Origin of the sequence: Streptomyces sp. NPDC007084, assembly GCF_040703595.1 — a bacterium.
Lineage (GTDB): Bacteria > Actinomycetota > Actinomycetes > Streptomycetales > Streptomycetaceae > Streptomyces.
In genome coordinates, this window is sequence record NZ_JBEYFY010000044.1 from 1 (window position 1) to 18,219 (window position 18,219).

20 protein-coding genes are annotated in these 18,219 nt (G+C 73.1%); 8 read left to right on the plus strand and 12 right to left on the minus strand.

Going from position 1 to position 18,219, the window contains the following annotated elements:
• The 5 genes from AB0912_RS26945 to AB0912_RS26965 all read right to left on the minus strand — a co-directional run.
• On the minus strand, window positions 1-2,333 hold a 2,333-nt coding region (locus tag AB0912_RS26945; RefSeq protein WP_366704144.1), incomplete at its 3' end, for an SMC family ATPase.
• Between the two features lie 187 nt (window positions 2,334-2,520).
• Window positions 2,521-3,684, minus strand: a complete 1,164-nt coding sequence (locus AB0912_RS26950) for an exonuclease SbcCD subunit D (protein ID WP_366704146.1) — start codon at window positions 3,682-3,684, stop codon at window positions 2,521-2,523.
• Between the two features lie 119 nt (window positions 3,685-3,803).
• Window positions 3,804-4,430: a YigZ family protein gene (locus AB0912_RS26955; RefSeq protein ID WP_366704148.1), complete on the minus strand. Its 627-nt coding sequence runs from the start codon at window positions 4,428-4,430 to the stop codon at window positions 3,804-3,806.
• Between the two features lie 180 nt (window positions 4,431-4,610).
• The gene (locus AB0912_RS26960) at window positions 4,611-5,153 is read right to left on the minus strand and encodes a histidine phosphatase family protein (protein ID WP_366704150.1); all 543 of its coding nucleotides are present in this window, start codon (window positions 5,151-5,153) and stop codon (window positions 4,611-4,613) included.
• Complete coding sequence (locus AB0912_RS26965; RefSeq protein ID WP_366704152.1) at window positions 5,150-5,881, minus strand: hypothetical protein; 732 nt, start codon at window positions 5,879-5,881, stop codon at window positions 5,150-5,152. The genes AB0912_RS26960 and AB0912_RS26965 overlap by 4 nt, the downstream gene beginning before the upstream one ends.
• A 216-nt stretch (window positions 5,882-6,097) precedes the next feature.
• On the opposite strand from AB0912_RS26965, the gene AB0912_RS26970 reads away from it, so the two are divergent.
• Both AB0912_RS26970 and AB0912_RS26975 read left to right on the plus strand, forming a co-directional pair.
• Entirely contained in the window at window positions 6,098-6,505 is a 408-nt protein-coding gene (locus AB0912_RS26970; RefSeq protein ID WP_366704154.1) for a CoA-binding protein, read from the plus strand.
• 126 nt (window positions 6,506-6,631) lie between these two features.
• Window positions 6,632-7,072: a GNAT family N-acetyltransferase gene (locus AB0912_RS26975; RefSeq protein WP_366704156.1), complete on the plus strand. Its 441-nt coding sequence runs from the start codon at window positions 6,632-6,634 to the stop codon at window positions 7,070-7,072.
• Between the two features lie 80 nt (window positions 7,073-7,152).
• Here the strand turns inward: AB0912_RS26975 and AB0912_RS26980 are convergent, their stop codons facing one another.
• Window positions 7,153-8,001 carry an alpha/beta hydrolase gene (locus AB0912_RS26980; protein ID WP_366704158.1) on the minus strand — a complete coding sequence of 283 codons (849 nt, stop codon included), beginning with the start codon at window positions 7,999-8,001 and terminating at the stop codon, window positions 7,153-7,155.
• A gap of 342 nt (window positions 8,002-8,343) precedes the next feature.
• Between AB0912_RS26980 and AB0912_RS26985 the strand changes: the two genes are divergently transcribed.
• The 3 genes from AB0912_RS26985 (at window position 8,344) to ppk2 (ending at window position 10,754) form a co-directional block, all read left to right on the plus strand.
• Window positions 8,344-9,498 (plus strand): inorganic phosphate transporter, encoded by a 1,155-nt coding sequence (locus tag AB0912_RS26985; RefSeq protein WP_366704160.1) that lies wholly within the window; start codon window positions 8,344-8,346, stop codon window positions 9,496-9,498.
• A gap of 19 nt (window positions 9,499-9,517) precedes the next feature.
• Window positions 9,518-9,766 (plus strand): hypothetical protein, encoded by a 249-nt coding sequence (locus AB0912_RS26990; RefSeq protein WP_366704162.1) that lies wholly within the window; start codon window positions 9,518-9,520, stop codon window positions 9,764-9,766.
• Between the two features lie 82 nt (window positions 9,767-9,848).
• On the plus strand, window positions 9,849-10,754 hold the full coding sequence (ppk2, locus tag AB0912_RS26995) for a polyphosphate kinase 2 (protein WP_366704164.1): 906 nt from the start codon (window positions 9,849-9,851) through the stop codon (window positions 10,752-10,754).
• A 32-nt stretch (window positions 10,755-10,786) separates the two neighbouring features.
• Here the strand turns inward: ppk2 and AB0912_RS27000 are convergent, their stop codons facing one another.
• Window positions 10,787-11,146, minus strand: coding sequence for a metalloregulator ArsR/SmtB family transcription factor (locus AB0912_RS27000; protein WP_366704166.1), 360 nt, complete (start codon window positions 11,144-11,146; stop codon window positions 10,787-10,789).
• Window positions 11,147-11,328: 182 nt separating this feature from the next.
• Between AB0912_RS27000 and AB0912_RS27005 the strand changes: the two genes are divergently transcribed.
• A complete protein-coding gene (locus AB0912_RS27005) occupies window positions 11,329-12,318 on the plus strand; it encodes a cation diffusion facilitator family transporter (RefSeq protein ID WP_366704248.1) in 990 nt (329 codons plus the stop codon).
• Between the two features lie 157 nt (window positions 12,319-12,475).
• On the opposite strand, the gene AB0912_RS27010 is transcribed toward AB0912_RS27005, so the two are convergent.
• Together AB0912_RS27010 and AB0912_RS27015 are read right to left on the minus strand one after the other, a co-directional pair.
• The gene (locus AB0912_RS27010; protein ID WP_366704168.1) at window positions 12,476-13,033 is read right to left on the minus strand and encodes a YbaK/EbsC family protein; all 558 of its coding nucleotides are present in this window, start codon (window positions 13,031-13,033) and stop codon (window positions 12,476-12,478) included.
• A gap of 185 nt (window positions 13,034-13,218) precedes the next feature.
• Window positions 13,219-13,791, minus strand: coding sequence for an XRE family transcriptional regulator (locus AB0912_RS27015; RefSeq protein WP_366704170.1), 573 nt, complete (start codon window positions 13,789-13,791; stop codon window positions 13,219-13,221).
• Window positions 13,792-13,884: 93 nt separating this feature from the next.
• On the opposite strand from AB0912_RS27015, the gene AB0912_RS27020 reads away from it, so the two are divergent.
• Window positions 13,885-14,742, plus strand: a complete 858-nt coding sequence (locus AB0912_RS27020) for a DMT family transporter (RefSeq protein WP_366704172.1) — start codon at window positions 13,885-13,887, stop codon at window positions 14,740-14,742.
• A gap of 163 nt (window positions 14,743-14,905) precedes the next feature.
• On the opposite strand, the gene AB0912_RS27025 is transcribed toward AB0912_RS27020, so the two are convergent.
• Complete coding sequence (locus AB0912_RS27025) at window positions 14,906-15,724, minus strand: acyltransferase (protein ID WP_366704174.1); 819 nt, start codon at window positions 15,722-15,724, stop codon at window positions 14,906-14,908.
• 166 nt (window positions 15,725-15,890) lie between these two features.
• Between AB0912_RS27025 and AB0912_RS27030 the strand changes: the two genes are divergently transcribed.
• On the plus strand, window positions 15,891-16,421 hold the full coding sequence (locus AB0912_RS27030) for a gamma carbonic anhydrase family protein (protein ID WP_366704176.1): 531 nt from the start codon (window positions 15,891-15,893) through the stop codon (window positions 16,419-16,421).
• 161 nt (window positions 16,422-16,582) lie between these two features.
• Here AB0912_RS27030 and AB0912_RS27035 read toward each other — a convergent pair whose 3' ends face one another.
• Window positions 16,583-17,233 carry a DedA family protein gene (locus AB0912_RS27035; RefSeq protein WP_366704178.1) on the minus strand — a complete coding sequence of 217 codons (651 nt, stop codon included), beginning with the start codon at window positions 17,231-17,233 and terminating at the stop codon, window positions 16,583-16,585.
• A gap of 188 nt (window positions 17,234-17,421) precedes the next feature.
• Window positions 17,422-18,129, minus strand: a complete 708-nt coding sequence (locus tag AB0912_RS27040) for a TetR family transcriptional regulator (RefSeq protein ID WP_366704180.1) — start codon at window positions 18,127-18,129, stop codon at window positions 17,422-17,424.
• Window positions 18,130-18,219 lie beyond the last annotated feature (90 nt).

Consider the following 18,219-nt stretch of genomic DNA (forward strand, 5'->3'; position numbering starts at 1 on the left):
CGCCGCCCGGCCGCCTCGGCGGCGCGCTCGGCGGCCGGCACATCGGCGGGCGGGCGGCGGGCCGCGTCGGCGGTGTCGGGCTCGGCGAGTACGGCTCGTACGGTGGACTCCTCCAACTGCCAGGCATCCAGACTGCGTTGGAGATCACGGTGGGCCTCGTCGTCGAGCAGCGCGTCGGCGGCGGCCTGCGGGGTGTCGAACCCGGCGCGGAAGGCGGCGTCGGCGAGGCGGGCGTCGGCGTCCTTCAGGCGCCGCGCGGTGTCCTCGGACGCGCGGGCGCGCTCGGCTGCCGTGGAGAGCAGCGCGGCCCGTCCTTCAAGCTGCCCGGCCCGCGCCGCCACACTCGCGGCGGCCCCGCGCGCCTGCTCCAACTGCCCCTCCAGCGAAGCCTTTTCCCGGTCGAGGGCGTCTCTGTGGGAGGCACGGGAGGCGACCCGGCCGGCGGCGTCCTGCTGGGAGGTCAGCCGCCGCAGGTGCTCCCGTTCGGCCTGCTCGCGGGCCTCGCGCGCGGCGTGCAGCCCGGAGGCCGCCTCCCGCGCCCGACCGAGAAGTCTCTCCAATTCCTCGACTTCTTGGGCTAGTTGGGAGGTCGGCGCGTCTCCGGCCTCGGCGGACGCGGCGGCCAGGGCCTCGCGGACGCCGCCGAGGAGCCGCTCGGCGGTGGCGCGCTGGTCGTCGGCCTGCTGGTAAGCGGCGAGGGCGCGCTCCTCGGTCTCGCGGTCGACGTGTCCGGTGATCTTCCGGGCGGGGGCGGGGTGTTCGGTGGCGCCGCAGACCGCACAGGCCTCGCCGTCCACCAGTTGGGCGGCGAGTTCGGCGGCGATGCCCTGGAGGCGCTGTTCCTTCAGGTCGAGCCAGCGGGTGCGGGCCTCGGCCGCCGCCTCGCGCGCGGCGATCGCCCGCGCGTGGGCGTCCTCGGTGTCCCGGGCGAACTGGTCGCGCTGGCGGGCCGCGCGGAGCCGCTTGATCGCCGGGTCGCGCTGGACGCCGAGCTGCTCGGCGCGGGCGGCGGCCTCCTGCGCGGACTCGATCCGCGCCTCGATGCCGGTACGCAGGGTCTCCCAGTCGGCCAGCCAGCTCACGGCCTCTTGGAGGACGTCCTCGTCGGCCCGCTCCTGGCGGTCCAGGGCGTCGCGCTCCACGGCCAGTTCGGCGAGGCGGCGCTCCGCGCGGCGGCCCGCTTCGAGGCCGCCCAGTTCCTCGGCGGCCTTGCGTGCGGCGGCGGCGAGTCCCGGGGCTCCGGCGCCCGCGAAGGTGTCCGGCAGGTCGGCACGCGCGCGTGCCTCCGCGGCGGCGGCCCGCCGGTGCTCGGCCTCGGCCGCCTCGCGCAGGTCGAGGGCGGGGGCGACCGTCTCGGCCTTGCGGGCGCGCTCCATCCGCGCCCGGGCCTCCAGGTGGGCGTCGGCGCGCTCCTCCAGGCGCGCGGCCCGCTCCCGCGCCTCGGTGAACCGGCGCTGGAGGCGGTCCAGTTCGCGTACGTCGTCCAGTTCGCGGTCCGCCGCCGCCTGGGCCGCTTCGGCGGCGCGGCGCGCGCAGTGGGCGATGGTCAGCCGCTCCCGCGCGGTGCTGCGGGCCACCGCCGCCCAGGCCAGCACGGCTTCCGCGAGCCCCGGATCGCCGGGCGCCGGTTCGGGGAACGGCTCCTCGGCGGTGTCGCCGGCCTCTTGGTGCATACGGTGCGCGTCGGCGAGCAACGCGGCGTCCCCGGTGCGCACTTCGGCCTCGGTGGCCCGGCGCCGCTCGGCGAGGCGCTTCTCCACCTCGGCGAACCGCTGGGTGTCGAAGAGCCGGCCGAGCAGCTTGCCACGGGCCTCGGCGTCGGCGCGCAGGAACCGCGCGAAGTCTCCCTGGGGCAGCAGCACGACCTGGCAGAACTGCTCGCGGCTCATGCCGAGCAGTTGGGTGATCTCCTCGCCGATCTCCTGGTGGGAGCGGCTGAGGTCGGTCCAGACGCCTGCGGCGGAGTCGTAGGCGCGCAGCCAGCTCTGTGCCTTCTCGGTGGTGGTGCCGCTACCGCGCTTCTTGGGGCGTGCCCAGGGTGGCTGCCGGGTGACCTCCAGGCGGCGTCCGGAGACGGTGAGTTCGAGGCGGACCTCGGTGCGGGTGGCGGGGGCCGCGTGGTCGCTGCGCAGGCCGAGGCCCTGGCCGCTCTGCCGGGCACCCGGGACGGCGCCGTACAGCGCGTAGCAGACGGCGTCGAGGACGGAGGTCTTGCCGGCGCCGGTCGGACCGTGCAGCAGGAAGAGCCCGGCGGCGGACAGCTCGTCGAAGTCGACCCGCTGGGTGCCGCCGAAGGGGCCGAAGGCGGTGATGTCCAGACGGTGCAGCCTCATCGGGTCCTCTCGATGTCCGGGCGGGCGCCCCTGCGCGGGCACGAGCGTGCTGTCACCGGCCGCGCTGTCACCAGACGGCTTGCCACCGCGTGATCTCCGGCTCGGGATCGTCGGCGGGGGCGGGCTGCCGGCGGGCAGGCTCTCACGCCGTGGTCTCCCATACGGGCCCGTACGCGCGGGCGGGCTGTCATCGGGCCGTCTCCCGTACGGTCTCGTCCGCGCGGACGGCGTCGAACGCGTCCCGCAGTACGGCCTGTTCCCTCGGGTCGGGCCCCGCGCCGCGCACGTGGGCGACGAAGTCCTCGGCGATCTCCTGCTCGCTGCGGCCGGCCAGCCGGCGGGCGTAGGAGACGTCGGGGTCCTGCGGGCCGCGCTCGGGGTCGAAGACGAGGCTGAGCGTGTGCGGGAAGCGCTCGGTCAGCCGGGCCATGGGGTCGGCGGGCCGCACCGGGTCGGTGAGGGTGGCCTCGACCCAGGCGTCCTCGTGGCGGGCGAGGCCGGGGTCGGCGAGCAGGTCCTCCAGATGTCCGCGGAGTCGGGCGAGGCCGCGCGGGACGGGGCAGTCGATCCGCTCGGCGTCCAGGGAGCCGTCCGGTCCGAGGTCCACCAGCCACATGCTCTTGCGGTGGTCGGCCTCCGAGAAGGAGTACGGCAGCGGGGAGCCGGAGTAGCGGACTCGCTCGCTGATGGCCTGGCTGCCGTGCAGATGGCCGAGGGCGGTGTAGTCGACGCCGTCGAAGACCGCGGCGGGCACGGAGGCGACCCCGCCGACGGTGATGTCCCGCTCGCTGTCGCTGACCGCGCCGCCGGTGACGAAGGCGTGGGCGAGGACGACGGAGCGGGTGCCCGGGGCGCGGGTGGCGAGGTCGGCGCGGACCCGGTCCATGGCGGCGGCCAGCACGGCTTCGTGGCTCGGCTTCTCCACGCCGAACTCGTCCTTCACCAGGGCCGGTTCGAGATAGGGCAGCCCATAGAAGGCGACGTCGCCGTGCCGGTCGGTGAGCACGACGGGGGTGCCGCAGGCGGCGGCGTCCGTGCGCAGGTGGATGCCGGCCCGGTCGATGAGGCCCGCGCCGACACCGAGGCGCCGCGCGGAGTCGTGGTTGCCGGAGATCATCACCGTGGGGACTCCGAGGGCGGCCAGTCGGTGCAGGGCGTCGTCGAAGAGCTGGACGGCGGCGAGCGGTGGGACGGCACGGTCGTACACGTCTCCCGAGACGACCACCGCGTCCACCTCGCGCTCACGCGCGGTGGCGACGAGATGGCCGATGAACTCGGCCTGGGCGTCGAGCATGTTCACCCGGTGGAACGCCCGGCCCAGATGCCAGTCGGAAGTGTGCAGGAGCCTCATGATCCCCGAAGGGTAACGGCCGGGTCTGACATCACGGGCGGTTACTCCCGTATCAGCCCGTCATGACCGTCGGCACAGTTGACCGTTTCACCCCATTCGATCCGACTGCTTCCCAACTGTCACACGTCTCCGTAGGCCTCGCCGCCCAGCTCGAACTCGGCCGTCCCGGCCGTCACATCGGCCAGCCAGCCGCGGAAAGCGTCCACGTCGGCGTCCGGCAGCCCGATCTCGATGGTCACCGCCTCGCCGTAACGAACATCACGCACCTCGCGCCCGGTGGAGCGCAGGTCGTTCTCCACCTTGCCGGCCCGCTGGTGGTCGACGGTGACCGTGGCCAGCCGGAACCGGCGGCGGGTGATGGTGCCCAGCTCGTCCAGCGCCTCGCCCACCGAGCCGCCGTACGCCCTGATCAGTCCGCCCGCGCCCAGCTTGACCCCGCCGTAGTAGCGGGTGACGACGGCGACGACGTAGCGCATGTCGCGGCGCAGCAGCATCTGGAGCATGGGGACGCCTGCCGTGCCGCCGGGTTCGCCGTCGTCGCTCGCCTTCTGCACGGCCGCGTCGGCTCCGATGACGTAGGCGGAGCAGTTGTGGGTCGCGTCGGCGTGCCGCTTGCGGACGGCTGCGATGAAGTCCTGGGCCTCCTGCTCGGTGGCGGCCGGGGCGAGGGCGCACAGGAAACGGGAGCGGTTGATCTCGGTCTCGTGCACACCCGCGCGGGCCACTGTGCGGTACTCGTCCTGCATCACCCCAGCGTATGCGCTGCACGCGCGCGTGCGGGACGCCGCCCACAGGCTGCCGCCGAGGGCCGAGCGCCGGGCGCCGGGCACAGGCCGCCGGTCGTCGAGCGCCGGTCGCCGGGCACAGGCCCCGGTCGCCGGTCGGACGCCACGGGGCTGCCAGGAGGAATCAGCGTCCCCGGAAGATCACGCCTTCTTGCCGCGCGGCACGGTGACATCCGTCAACAGCGCCGACGCGGGAGCGAGTTCGTGCCAGCTCGTGCCGTGCCAGACGAGGACAGCGACGGCCGAGGTCGGATACTTCGTGCGGACCTGGTCCAGCGTGTCGTCGAAACCGTCCCCGGCGAGCGCGAGGATCAGCTCCTCGAGGCCGGGGTTGTGCCCGATGAGCAGCAGCGTCCTGACCCGCTCGGGGACTTCACGCAGCGCTTCCAGCAGCTCGGGCACGTCCGCCCCGTACAGCCGTCCGTCGAACCGCGCCGGTGGCGGCGTGCCCCACTGCTGGGCGGCGAGTTCCCAGGTCTGCCGGGCGCGGACGGCGGTGGAGCAGAGCGCGAGGTCGGGGACCCAGTCGGCGGCGGCCAGGGCGCGGCCCGCCGCGGGCGCGTCGCGCAGGCCGCGCGGGGCGAGGGGCCGGTCGTGGTCGGGGACGCCGGCCGGATACGCGGACTTGGCGTGCCGCAGCACGACGAGTCTGCGCCGGGGGCCCGCCGGGGAGCGCCGCCTCACGACGCCGATCCGATCTCGCGGGTGAGTTCCAGGCCGAGCAGCCGGTCGGCGTAGGCGTAGGACTCGAAGCGGGCGCCTTCCGCGACGTCCGAGGTCTCCATCCACCGCAGTACGTCCAGCACGGCGGGGATGTCGAGGTCGTCCTCCCACGCGGTGCGCAGCCGCAGGCGTACGTCGTCGGGGACGGGCTTGGACGGTCTGGTGGCCCATCCGGCGACGGCGGCGCGCCAGCGCTTCAGCGTGGTCCCGGCCTCGGCCAGCGCCGCCGCGTCGAGCCGGAGCGGCTGGTCCCTGCGGAGTGCGAGCAGGGCGAGGCGCAGGTCGGTCGGGTCCCGTCGAGCGGGAACCGGGCCCGCGTCCGTCTCGACCGGGGCCACCTCGAACCGGACGGCACCTGTGCCGGTACCGTCCGCGGCCAGCACCTCGATGGTCCGGGTCGCCTCGGGTCCCGTACTCGCGTCGTGGTGCTCCTCGAAGGGCCGGATGCCGAGCCCGGCGGCGCTCCTTCGCAGCTCGTCCGCGTCCGCCGCTTCGACCGCGGACGTGAGCGTGGCCCAGACGGGGTTGCTGCCGGTCTCCAGGGCCCGCACCAGGACGTCGGCGCAGGTCAGCACCCGCAGCCCGGTGGCGTCGAACCTGTCCACGCGCGCGTGGACCCTGACCAGGCCGCGCGGGGCACGGGCGGCGTCGATGAGTTCGCCCGTACGGGCGTCGAGGATACGGAGCACGGGGCGAGCCTAGGTCGGCGAGCGGGCGGGTGCGGGGAGGTGGCGGTATTGCGACGGGGACGGCGGCTTCGAGGCGCGTCCGGCTTCTCCGGCCTTCCGGCGGCCTGCCCGGCCGCCGTTCGCCGTGCTGGGAATCTTGGCGGGAGGCGAGCCGTTGGGCCTGGTGAGCGGCTGGACGGCCGAGCACTCATGTCAGGGACGAAGGGGAGACCGAGCGTGTACGGCGACCAGGCAACGATCCGCAAGATCCTCACCGAGCTGGGCGACACCTGGGCGGTCGTCGGACTCTCCTCGAACCAGCAGCGCGCGGCCTACGGGGTCGCCGCGGTCCTCCAGCGCTTCGGCAAGCGGATCGTGCCGGTGCACCCCAAGGCCGAGACGGTCCACGGGGAGAAGGGGTACGCGTCCCTGGCGGACATCCCCTTCGAGGTCGATGTCGTGGACGTCTTCGTCAACAGCCAGCTGGCCGGCGCGGTCGCGGACGAGGCCGTCACCATCGGGGCCAAGGGTGTGTGGTTCCAGCTCGACGTCATCGACGAGGGCGCCTACGAGCGGACGCGTGCGGCCGGGCTCGACATGGTGATGGACCGCTGCCCGGCGATCGAGATCCCCAGACTGGGCTGAACCGGACCGCCCCGGCGCGAACCCGACCGGGCTGTACCGGACCGAACTGAGCCGGACAGCGCCGAACCGGGACTGGGCGCGGAAACACCGTTGACGCCGGGCGGCCCGCCCGGGTTTGCTGCCCCGGTGCCCACCCTCCGTATCGCAGAACCCGACGACGACGCCCGCCTCGCGGACTGGCGGCACGTGCACAACGTGACCGTCCCGCCCGCCGCGCTGTCACTGGACGAGGTGCGCGAGCGGGTCCGGCGCAATCGGCTCGCGGTCGCCTACCTCGGAGACGTCCTGGTGGGCTGCACGACCGTTCGTCCACCGGCCGACGGCAGCACGACGGCGACCGTCATCGCTCGCGTCCTACCCGGCCACCGCGGCCGGGGCTTCGGCGAGGAGCTGTACACGCGGAGTCTGAAACGGGCCCGGGCGCTGGGCGCCGAGACGATCGAGACGGTCGTCCTCGCGGCCAACGAGCCCGGACTGCGCTTCGCCCGGCAACACGGTTTCGTGGAAATCGAGCGGTACGTCCTGCCGGGCGAGTCGGCGGAATGGGTCGATCTGCGCCTGCGCTAGGGCGTGTCTTTGGATCAGGTGGCACCGGGATGCCCCGCTCGGCCCGCCACATGATCCAAACGACATGCCCTACGGCCCGTTCACTCCTGGCGGTCGAGGAACCCGGCGACCGTTTCCGTGAAGAGCCGCGGATCGTCGAGCCACGGGAAGTGTCCGGCCCCCGGGATCACGGCCGACTCGGCCCGGGCAAACAGGTCCGCCACGGTCGCGGCGACACGTGGCAGCGGGCCGCTGTCCAGGGCGCCCGAGACGAGCAGCACCGGCACGTCCCAGGTGGCGACCACCGCGCGGGCGGCGGCGGGCCGGAAGGCCTCCGCCGTCGCATAGCGGCCGGCGGCCTCCTCGTTGGTCTGGCCGGCCTCGCTCTTGGCGTGCGCGCGGGCGGTGTCGTCCCACCGGCCGTAGAAGAAAGGCGTGGCGGCGTCGAAGTCCGCGTCGCTCGCGGTGCCGGCCCAGATCCGCCCGTACGCCTCGCGCCCGTCCCCGAACCAGGGTTCCGCCGCGCGCAGTTCGGCCGCTTCGGCGCGGTGTCCCGGTGTGAAGTCGACGCCGAGCGCCCTGGCCCGGGCGGTGACCAGGGTGAGGGAGCGCACGTGTTCGGGGTGGCGGACCGCGTACAGGAGAGCGAGGTCGCCGGCCGCCGAGTGGGCGAGCAGATCGACCCGGTCGAGTCCGAGGTGATTGCGGAACGCCTCGACGTCGGCCACCTGGTGGTCGCAGCGGTACGTCGCCGGGTCGGCCGGGCGTTCGGAATCACCGGTGCCGCGCAGGTCGAGCAGTTCCAGCCGGCGGTGCCGCGTCAGCCCGCCGAGGTCACCGAGGTAGGCACAGGCGCGCATCGGTCCGCCGGGCAGGCAGAGCAGCGGCGCGCCCTCGCCCCTGCTGTGGTGGGCGAGCCGGGTCCCATCGGGGGCGGTGAAGGCAGGCATGGCCGCCATCCTGATCAACGCGCCGGTCGCCGGGCAAGTCGTTTGATGGCCCATCAGGGATGCCGGCGTACGTGGTCAGAGGAGGTGCCACCGGACGTGGTCAGAGATACCGACGTACGTGGTCAGAGGACATGCCACCGGACGTAGTCAGAGATATCGACGTACGTGGTCAGAGGAGGTACCGCCGGACGTGGTCAGAGACACCGGAGTACGCGGCCGGAGATATCGGCGCGTGCGGTCGCCGCCCGATACGCCGCATCCGCACGTCCGCCTCGACTCGGGCATGCGTGCGCTTTGCCTCCGGTTCTCCTCTCGTACGCCTGCGATTGCTTTCATCGGGGAATGGACCACATCACGTTCCTCGTGGCGGTCGTCATCGTCACGGCTCTGGCCTTCGATTTCACCAACGGTTTCCACGACACGGCGAACGCGATGGCCACGTCCATCGCGACCGGTGCCCTCAAGCCCCGAACCGCGGTCCTCATCAGCGGTGTTCTGAACGTGGGCGGCGCGTTCCTGTCCACCGAGGTGGCCAAGACGATCTCCGGCGGGATCGTGGAGGACACCCTCGTCACACCCGGCATGATCTTCGCGGGTCTGGTCGGGGCGATCCTCTGGAACCTGCTGACGTGGCTGCTCGGGCTTCCGTCCAGTTCCTCGCACGCCCTGTTCGGCGGCCTCATCGGCGCCGTGTGGGTGGGCGCGGGCGCGAACGGCGTCCACTTCGACAAGGTGGTCGAGAAGATCCTGCTCCCCGCGGTGGCGTCGCCGGTCGTGGCGGGTCTCGCCGCGCTGCTGGCCACCTACCTCGCCTACCGGATCACCGCGCGGGCCCGGGAGAAGTCGGTGACCAGGGGCTTCCGGCTCGGCCAGATCGCCTCGGCCTCCCTGGTGTCCCTGGCGCACGGCACGAACGACGCGCAGAAGACGATGGGGGTCATCACGCTGACCCTCATCTCGGCGGGTGCGCTCGGCCACGACGCCGGGCCGCCGGTCTGGGTCATCGCCTCGGCGGGTCTGGCGATCGGGCTCGGCACCTATCTGGGCGGCTGGCGGATCATCCGCACCATGGGCAAGGGCCTGACGGACATCCAGTCCCCGCAGGGCTTCGCGGCCGAGGCGGCGTCCACCACGGTGATCCTCACCTCGGCCCACCTCGGTTTCGCGCTCTCCACCACCCAGGTCTGCTCGGGAGGCATTCTCGGCGCCGGACTGGGCAGGCGGCTGGCCGAGGTGCGCTGGGGCACCGCGGGGCGCATGGCGGTCGCCTGGCTGGTCACTCTGCCGGCCGCCGCGCTGGTCGGCGGTGTGTCGGCGAGCGTGGTGAAGCACGGCGGGACCTTCGGCACGGTGGTGATCGCGCTCGTCGCGCTGGCCGTCGCGTCGTTCATCGTCGTCGCCTCGCGCCGCAACCCGGTGCACGCCTCGAACGTCAACGACCACCACGAGGTCTCCGTCCGCACCCCGGCGCCGGCCGGCGTCGGCTCGGCCGCCTGAGTCAGGGAGAGTTCCGGACATGCATCTCGACTGGACCGCACTCGGCGAGGTCGCCGCGGTGAGCACGGGCGTCACCGTGGCCGTGGTCGTCGTCTTCGCCCTCGGTGTGCTCGGGCTCGCCCGGGTCGAGGCCGGGCGCGAAGGCGACGGCGACACCGGTGCCCGGGGCGGCGACGCCCTGGGGATCGCCCAGGCAGGGCTCTGCTTCCTGGCCTGCGCGGCCGTGGTGGCGTACGGGATCTATCTGATCGTGCCGCAGTTCCACTGACCCGGCGGGAGGAACCCGGCCGACGGGGAACGCGCACCACGAGCGCCGACGGGAACGCGCGCCACGAGAGAGGGAGGGCCGGATGACGGAACTGCTGGCAGGCATGCGGGTCGACTACAGCGACCACGACGACCCGGTACTGATCCGGCCGGACGGCAGCACGGTCGACACCTGGCGGGAGAACTATCCGTACGAACAGCGGATGGAGCGCAAGGAGTACGACTGGCACAAGCGGCTCCAGCAGATAGAACTGCTGAAGCTGCAGAGCTGGATCAAGGAGACGGGACGGCGGCTCGTCATCGTCTTCGAGGGACGGGACGCGGCCGGCAAGGGCGGCACGATCAAGCGCTTCACCGAACATCTCAACCCGCGCGGCGCCCGCGTGGTGGCCCTGGAGAAGCCCACCGAGCGGGAACGCGGGCAGTGGTACTTCCAGCGGTACGTGGAGCATCTGCCCACCGCGGGCGAGATCGTGATGTTCGACCGGTCCTGGTACAACCGGGCCGGTGTGGAGCGGGTGATGGGCTTCTGCACCGACGACGAGTACCGCCGTTTCATGCGGCAGGCGCCCGCGTTCGAGCGGATGCTCGTCGACGACGGCGTGGACCTGATCAAGTTCTGGTTCTCCGTCTCCCAGGGCGAGCAGCGCACCCGCTTCACGATCCGGCAGGTCGACCCGGTGCGGCAGTGGAAGCTCAGTCCCATGGACCTGGCCTCGCTGGACCGCTGGGACGACTACACGGCGGCCAAGGTCGCCATGTTCCGCGCGACGGACACCGAACAGGCGCCCTGGACGGTGGTGAAGAGCAACGACAAGAAGCGGGCCCGCGTCGAGGCGATGCGCAGTGTGCTGGCGCGGTTCGCCTACGCCGACAAGGACGAGGAGGTCGTCGGCCGGCCCGATCCGAGCATCGTGGGCGCGGCGGCGAACCTGCTGGAGGAGGGCGAGGACGACTCCATCCCGGCCGGCGGCCCGGCGGCTTCCTGAAAGGCCGGGCGCGCCCGGGGAGTGCCCCTGGATCAGTCGTGCGCCGGACGGTCCGACAGCCGGTGGTCGGCCAGGCTCAGCGCCTCGTCGACCACCCGGCGCAGATGGCCGTCGCCGAGCGAGTAGATCACCCGCCGTCCGTCCTTGCGGGTGTTGACCAGCCCGGCGAGACGGAGCCGGGCGAGATGCTGGCTGACCGCCGGACGGGCGGCCCCGCACGCCTCCGTCAGGGTGGTGACGTCCGCCTCGCCGCCGGTCAGGGCGTGCAGCAGTGCCAATCGGGTGCGGTCACCGAGCAGGGCGAGCAGTTCGGCCGCGAGCGCGAACTGCTCCTCGCCGGGCGTGCGCGGATGCGTATCGTGCGCAGGTGACAGGTGCATGCGTGCGCTCATACGCACATAATGGCGTCGTGGGCGCCCGCGCGTCCACTCCCGCGCACCGGAAGGGGACGCCCGTGCACGACCGGCACCATCACCAGGAGCACGCGAACGGCGCGCCCGGCACCCACAGCCCGCACGGCTCACACGACGCACACGACGCACACGACGCACACGGCCACCGCTCCCCCGGCCTTCTGGCGCGGCGGCTTCACCGGCTCCGCCACGGCCTGGCCCCGCACTCCCATGACACGGCCGACCGTGTCGACTCCGCGCTGGAGTCCTCGGTCCGCGGCATGCGCGCCCTGTGGGTGTCGCTGGCCGTCCTCGGCGCAACAGCCTTGGCTCAGGCGGCCGTTGTGGCCGCGTCGGGTTCCGTCGCCCTGCTCGGCGACACCGTGCACAACGCGGCGGACGCGCTGACGGCGGTACCGCTCGGGGTCGCGTTCGTGCTGGGCCGCCGGGCGGCGACCCGCCGTTTCACGTACGGCTACGGGCGGGCCGAGGATCTCGCGGGCGTCGTGATCGTGCTGACCATTGCCGCCTCCGCCGCGTTCGCGGCCTGGGCGGCGGTCGGCCGACTGCTCGATCCGCAGCCTGTACGGCACCTCCCGGTGGTGGCGGCCGCCGCGCTCATCGGCTTCGCCGGGAACGAATGGGTCGCCCGGCACCGGGTCCGGGTGGGCCGCGAGATCGGCTCCGCCGCGCTGGTGGCGGACGGACTCCACGCCCGTACCGACGCGTTCACCTCACTCGCGGTGCTGCTGGGCGCGGGCGGCTCCGCCCTCGGCTGGCAACTCGCCGATCCGCTGGTGGGGTTGGCGATCACGGCGGCCATCCTGCTGGTGCTGCGCGACGCGGCCCGCGAGGTGTTCCGGCGTGTGATGGACGCGGTCGAACCGGAGTTGGTGGACCGCGCCGAGCTGGCCGTGCGCGATGTGGCGGGAGTACGGGGCGTGGGCGAGCTGCGGCTGCGCTGGATCGGACACCGGCTGCGCGCGGAGGTCGCCGTCGTGGTGGACGGCGAGGCGACCGTGCGCCGGGCCCACGCCATCGCCGTCGAGGCCGAGCACGCCCTGCTGCACGCGATCCCGAAACTGACCGCGGCCCTCGTCCACGCCGACCCGGAACACCTGCCCGGCGAGACGGATCCGCACGGGCGCCTGGCACATCACGCGACCGCCTGAACGGGCCGGACGGCAGACCTCGCGCCGCCAAACCCCGGACGGTAGAACCCCGTAGGGTCGGGCCGTCTGATCAGACCGTCCGATCAGGCCGTCTGGTCAGGCCGGCCGATCAGGCCATGCGGTCAGGCCATGCGGCCAGACGCCCGGTCGGGCCCGGTCAGGCGACCCCCAGCCCGTCCAGCACCACCGCGTTGGGCAGTTCCGCGAAGGCGGCTCCGGGCACCAGGAGTTTGCCGCGGCGGCGGCCACTGCCCACCAGGACGTACGGGAGCGCGACGACGGCCGAGTCCACCAGGACCGGCCAGTCGGCCGGGAGGCCGAGCGGGGTGATGCCGCCGTACTCCATGCCGGTCTCGCCGGTCGCCGTGTCCATCGGGGCGAACGAGGCTTTGCGGGCGCCGAGTTGGCGGCGTACGACGCCGTTGACGTCAACGCGGGTGGCCGACAGGACGACGCAGGCGGCCAGCGTCGTCTCGCCACCGCGCTTGCCGGCGACGACCACGCAGTTGGCGGACTGATCGAGCAGTTCCTTGCCGTAGTGCTCGACGAAGGTGGCGGTGTCGGCCCACTCGGGGTTCGTGTCGACGTGGACGATTTGCTCGGCGGGGGTGGCTCCGCGCCAGCTCCGCACGGCGTCGGCGACGGGGCGGGTGAGGTCGTCCAGGCAGTCGGGGGCGGGGACGGCGTGGTCGAAGTGTCCGATCGGTGCGCGCATGACGGCACGCTAACAGCCGGTCCGACCGCCCGGACGGGAGCGTCCGGCAGGCGAGCAGAAGGGCACCGCGAGCCCCCGCGCCGACCGGCGGACGGGTACCCGGGGCGGGGCTCGGCGCACCGGCGGTGCCGGGAGGGAGGGCGCGGCTCAGTGGACCGGCGACGGCGGGAGGCCGGGCGCGCGGCTCAGTGCACCAGTGGTACCGACACGGCCATGACCATGTCGACCGGGACCTCGCCCTTGTTGGCGTACACGTGGTGCGTGCCGGCCTCGAAGGAGGCGCTCGCCCCCTGGGGGACCCGGTGTTCGACGCCGTCCACGGTCAGCGTCATCTCGCCGGCGAGGACGTGCACGAGTTCCACGGTGCCGGCGGGGTGCGGGTCGGAGGGGCTGCCCTCACCCGGCATGAGCCGCCAGTCCCACATCTCCAGCGGGCCGGGCGCCTCGGTGCCGGCCAGCAGACGGTTGTAGCTGCCCGAGTCGGTGTGCCACAGGCGTACGGCCTGGTCGGCGGGGACGATCCGGACGCGGGGCCCCTGTTCGTAGTCGAGCAGGGTGGTGATGCTGACGCCGAGCGCGTCGCCGATCTTGACGACGGTGCCGAGGCTGGGGTTGGTCCTGGCCTGCTCGATCTGGATGAGCATGCCGCGACTGACTCCGGCGCGGGCGGCGAGCGCTTCCAGGGTGAAGCCGCGCTCGGCGCGCCAGCGTTTGACGTTGCGCCCCAGGGACTGAGTCAGCAGGTCGAGATCCGACACATTCCGTCCAATATTTTGGATGACAGGGTTCAATCAGGCGAACTATCGTGTGGTGCACCTGATCGTTCACCGAACTGTACTGCGAGGCCCCCCGTGACAGCACTCTTCGCCCTGGCCACCAGTCTCCTGTGGGGTCTGGCGGACTTCGGGGGCGGCCTGCTGACCCGCCGCACCCCGGCCCTCACGGTGGTGGTCGTCTCCCAGTCGATCGCGGCGGTGGTGCTCGGCGCCATCGTGGTGGTGACCGGCGCGTGGACCGAGGCGGGGCCCCGGCTCTGGTTCGCGTTCGCGGCGGGCCTGGTGGGTCCGGTCGCGCTGCTCTCCTTCTACAAGGCGCTGGCGCTCGGCCCGATGGGGGTGGTCTCCCCGCTGGGTTCACTGGCGGTCGCGGTCCCGATCAGTGTGGGCCTCTTCCTCGGGGAGCGTCCCGGGCTGCTCCAGGTGGCGGGCATCGCGGTCGCCGTCGCCGGCGTCGTGCTCGCGGGCGGCCCCCAACTGCGCGGGGCGCCCGTGCAGCGGCAGGCGATCCTCCTCACGCTGATCGCGGCGGCCGGGTTCGGCACGGTGTTCGCGCTGATAGCCGAGGCGTCCTCGTCGGTCACCGGACTGTTCCTCGCCCTGTTCGTGCAGCGCGTGACGAACGTCGCCACCGGCGGCGCCGCGCTGGCCGTGGCCGTGCGGCGCGGCGCGTCTGCGCTGCCCGAGGGCGGCTTCATCTGGGCGTCCGTGCCCGCGCTCGCCTTCGTCGGTCTCGCCGATGTCGCGGCCAACGGCACGTATTCGGTCGCCGCCCAGCACGGCCCGGTCACCGTCGCCGCCGTGCTCGCCTCGCTGTACCCGGTGGTCACGGCCCTGGCCGCGCGCGGGTTCCTCCGCGAGCGGCTGCGCGCGATGCAAGCGGCGGGCGCGGGCCTCGCCCTGGTCGGCACGGTCCTGCTGGCGACGGGCTGATCCGCCGACCGGCCGGGCGCGGACGGGCCACCGGCCGGCCACGCGCGGGTCCAGGGCCGATGACAGACAAGCCTCGGGTGACCGGTAGCCATAGTTGTCCGCCGGTATCCGCAGGTATCCGCAGGTACCCGCAGGTACCCGCAGGCCGGGTGTGGACCGGCGTTCAGGACTCGGCGCGGACGTCCCCGGTCTGCGCCGCTACGTCTCCCGGGGCGCCCGCCGTGTCGAGGTCCAGCTCGGCCAGCCGGGCGACGGTTTCCTCGTCCAGCCCGGAGAGCGCGAGGAGTTGGTCCGGGGTCACCCCGTCGGGGATCGGCACCGGCGGCGGGGTCCGCAGCGGCGGCTGCCAGCCGGCCACCGGGTCCCAGCGCCGGACGACGCGCGCGGGCGCTCCGGCGACCACGGAATGGTCGGGCACCGTACCCCGTACGACCGCGCCGGCCGCCACCACGACGTTCCGGCCGATCCGGGCGCCCGGCAGGATCACCGCCCCGGTGCCGATCCAGCAGCCGGGGCCGATCTCCACGGGCTCCATCCGGGGCCACTGCTTGCCGATGGGCTCGTGCGGATCGTCGTACGAATGGTTCGTGGACGTGACGTAGACGTAGGGGCCGAAGTAGCAGTCGCCGCCGATCGTGACGGTCGTGTCCGCGATGACATGGCTGCCGCGGCCGAGCACGACGCCGTCGCCGACGCGCAGGATCGGGTCGGGGCCGAGATCGAGGTCGGGCATCAGGCCGGCGGTCAGCGTGACCTGTTCCGCGACGATGCAGTGCGAGCCGAGGTGGATCCAGGGTTCCCCGAAGACGGTGCCCAGCGGGAAGGCCAGCCGGGTGCCCGCGCCGATGGCGCCGAAGCGGAACCGTCCCGGGTGTTCGGCCGTGACCGCGCCCGTGCGCTGCACCCAGGCCCAGCCCGCGTGGACGGCCCGCTGCGCGAGACGCCGCCGCCATGATGAGAACGTGTTCCTGCTCCTGGGCACCCGCTCACGGTACTCAGCGCGGGGTGCGCGGATGCCGCCGTACCGCTGTGATCTTCGCCCCACCGGGCGCGCGGACGATGGCATACGGTGCCGTTGCGGCCGATGCCACCGGCATCGCGACGCCATCCGACGCGACATCAACATCACACGACGAGACGGTGACACGGTGACGACTCAGCAGGCGCTGATCAAGGGAATCGGCGGCAAGGAACCGCAGGTCGACCAGGAGGCGTTCGTGGCGCCCACCTCCGTGGTCATCGGGGACGTCACGCTGCACGCGGGCGCGAGCGCCTGGTACGGGGCGGTGCTGCGCGCCGACTGCGGGCCGATCGTCATCGGCGCCGACAGCAACGTGCAGGACAACTGCAGCCTCCATGTGGACCCCGGCTTCCCCATCACCGTCGGGGAGCGGGTCTCCATCGGGCACAACGCCGTGCTGCACGGCGCCACCGTCGAGGACGACTGTCTGATCGGCATGGGGGCGACGGTGCTCAACGGGGCGGTGATCGGGGCCGGTTCGCTGGTCGCCGCGCAGGCGCTGGTGCCGCAGGGCATGCGGGTTCCGCCGGGTTCACTGGTCGCGGGGGTGCCCGCCAAGGTCAGGCGTCAGCTCAGCGACGAGGAGCGCGAGGGCATCACCCTGAACGGCACGCTGTACGTGGAACTGGCCAAGGCGCACCGCGAGATCCACGAGTAGGCGGCCCCTCCCGAGGGCTGCTCGGCGGCGGGCACGGGCTCCGGCTCCGCCGTCTACTCGGCGGCGGGCACGGGCTCCGGCTCCGTCGTCTACTCGGCGGCGGGCACGGGCTCCGGCTCCGTCGTCTACTCGGCGGCGGGCACGGGCTCCGGCTCCGTCGTCTACTCGGCGGCGGGGACGGGCTCCGGCTCGGCCGTCTCGTGCTCCGCCGCCGACTTCTTCGCCCGGCGCCGGACGACCAGCATCGAGGCGAGGCCGATGAGCACGGCCGCGACCAGGCCGAGCCAGGAGAAGCGCTTCAGCCAGGACTCGGCGACGACACCGACGTAGTAGATGACCGCGGTGGTGCCGCCGGCCCAGACGACGCCGCCGAGGACGTTGGCGATCAAAAACTTCCAGTACGGCATGTGCAGCACACCCGCGAGCGGTCCCGCGAAGATCCGCAGCAGGGCGATGAAACGGCCGAAGAACACGGCCCACATGCCCCACTTCTGGAACGACCGCTCGGCGGTCGCCACATGGCCTTCGCTGAAGTGCCGTGGGAACTTGGCGCCGAGCCAGGCGAGCAGGGGGCGGCCCCCCTTGCGGCCGATGGCGTATCCGATGGAGTCGCCGACGACCGCGCCGAGACTCGCGCACGCTCCGAGGATGACCGGGTTGATGCCCGCGTGCTGGGAGGAGAGCAGGGCCGCGGAGACGAGGACGATCTCGCCGGGCAACGGGATGCCCAGGCTTTCCACGCCGATGACCAGGGCCACGAGCGCGTAGATGCTGACCGCGGGCACCGTCTCTAGCCACTCCTGGACGTGCAACGCCGGTTCCTCCCGTTGAGCTGTACCTGACCCGGGCGGCTGCGTCTCGCTCGGTCACCCCGCGCATTTCCCCCGGCGCACCCGCCCGGAAGCCTACCTGGTCGCTCCGGACCGGGGCCCGCTCGTGCGGCCCGGTGCCGCACACGGTGAAGACGAGCGCGTCACCCGTGGCGGCCGGGGTCCGCCGGTCAGGTCCCCGGCGCGCAGAAGGCGTCGCCGCGTCCCGGGCGGGCGAGCAGGCCCGCCAGGAGGATTTCGAGCGTCTCACGCAGGACGGCGGTGAAATCGAGCCGCAGGGCGGCCAGTTGCGGGTCGGCGTCGTAGGCGGCGAGCATCGCGGCGGAGGGCTGCGAGTGCGTCCAGGCCGCTCCGGCGACCATGAGGGCGGCGGCGGCGAACCGGCCGGCGTCCCGCTCACCGAGTTCGGGCACGCCCGCGCGGACCAGCCGGGCGAGGACGCCGACGTTGGCGATCGCGGTGTGCTTGTACTCCGCCGCGACGACCGGCGAGACGTTGCGTTCCAGCACCGCCGCCTGCGCGCTGACGAGATCGCACAGCACCGGACGGGCCGCGAGGGACGAGGCGATCAACGCGGCGACCCGGTCACCGCGCTCGACCACGGACGCGCCGCCGTCGACGGCCGCGCTCAGCTCGGTCTCCAGCTCCCCCAGCCACTCCCGCTCGGCGGCGTCGAGGAGTTCGAGCAGTACGGCCTCGCGGGACTCGAAGTAGCGCAGCACGTTCGACTTGGCCAGCCCGACGCGGCGGCTCAGCTCGTTGAGGCTCAGCCGGGCGACCGGCATCTCGGTCAGCATCGTGGCGGCGGTGTCGAGGATGGCCTGCTTGCGCACCGCGCGCTGTTCCTCGCTGCGGGCGCGCTGGAAGGACGTACTCATGACCCAAGACTACAGACCCCCGGTCTGTTGTTATCAGACCGCTGGTCTGCTACGTTCGGGAGACAGAAGAGACCGATGGTCTTTTGCATC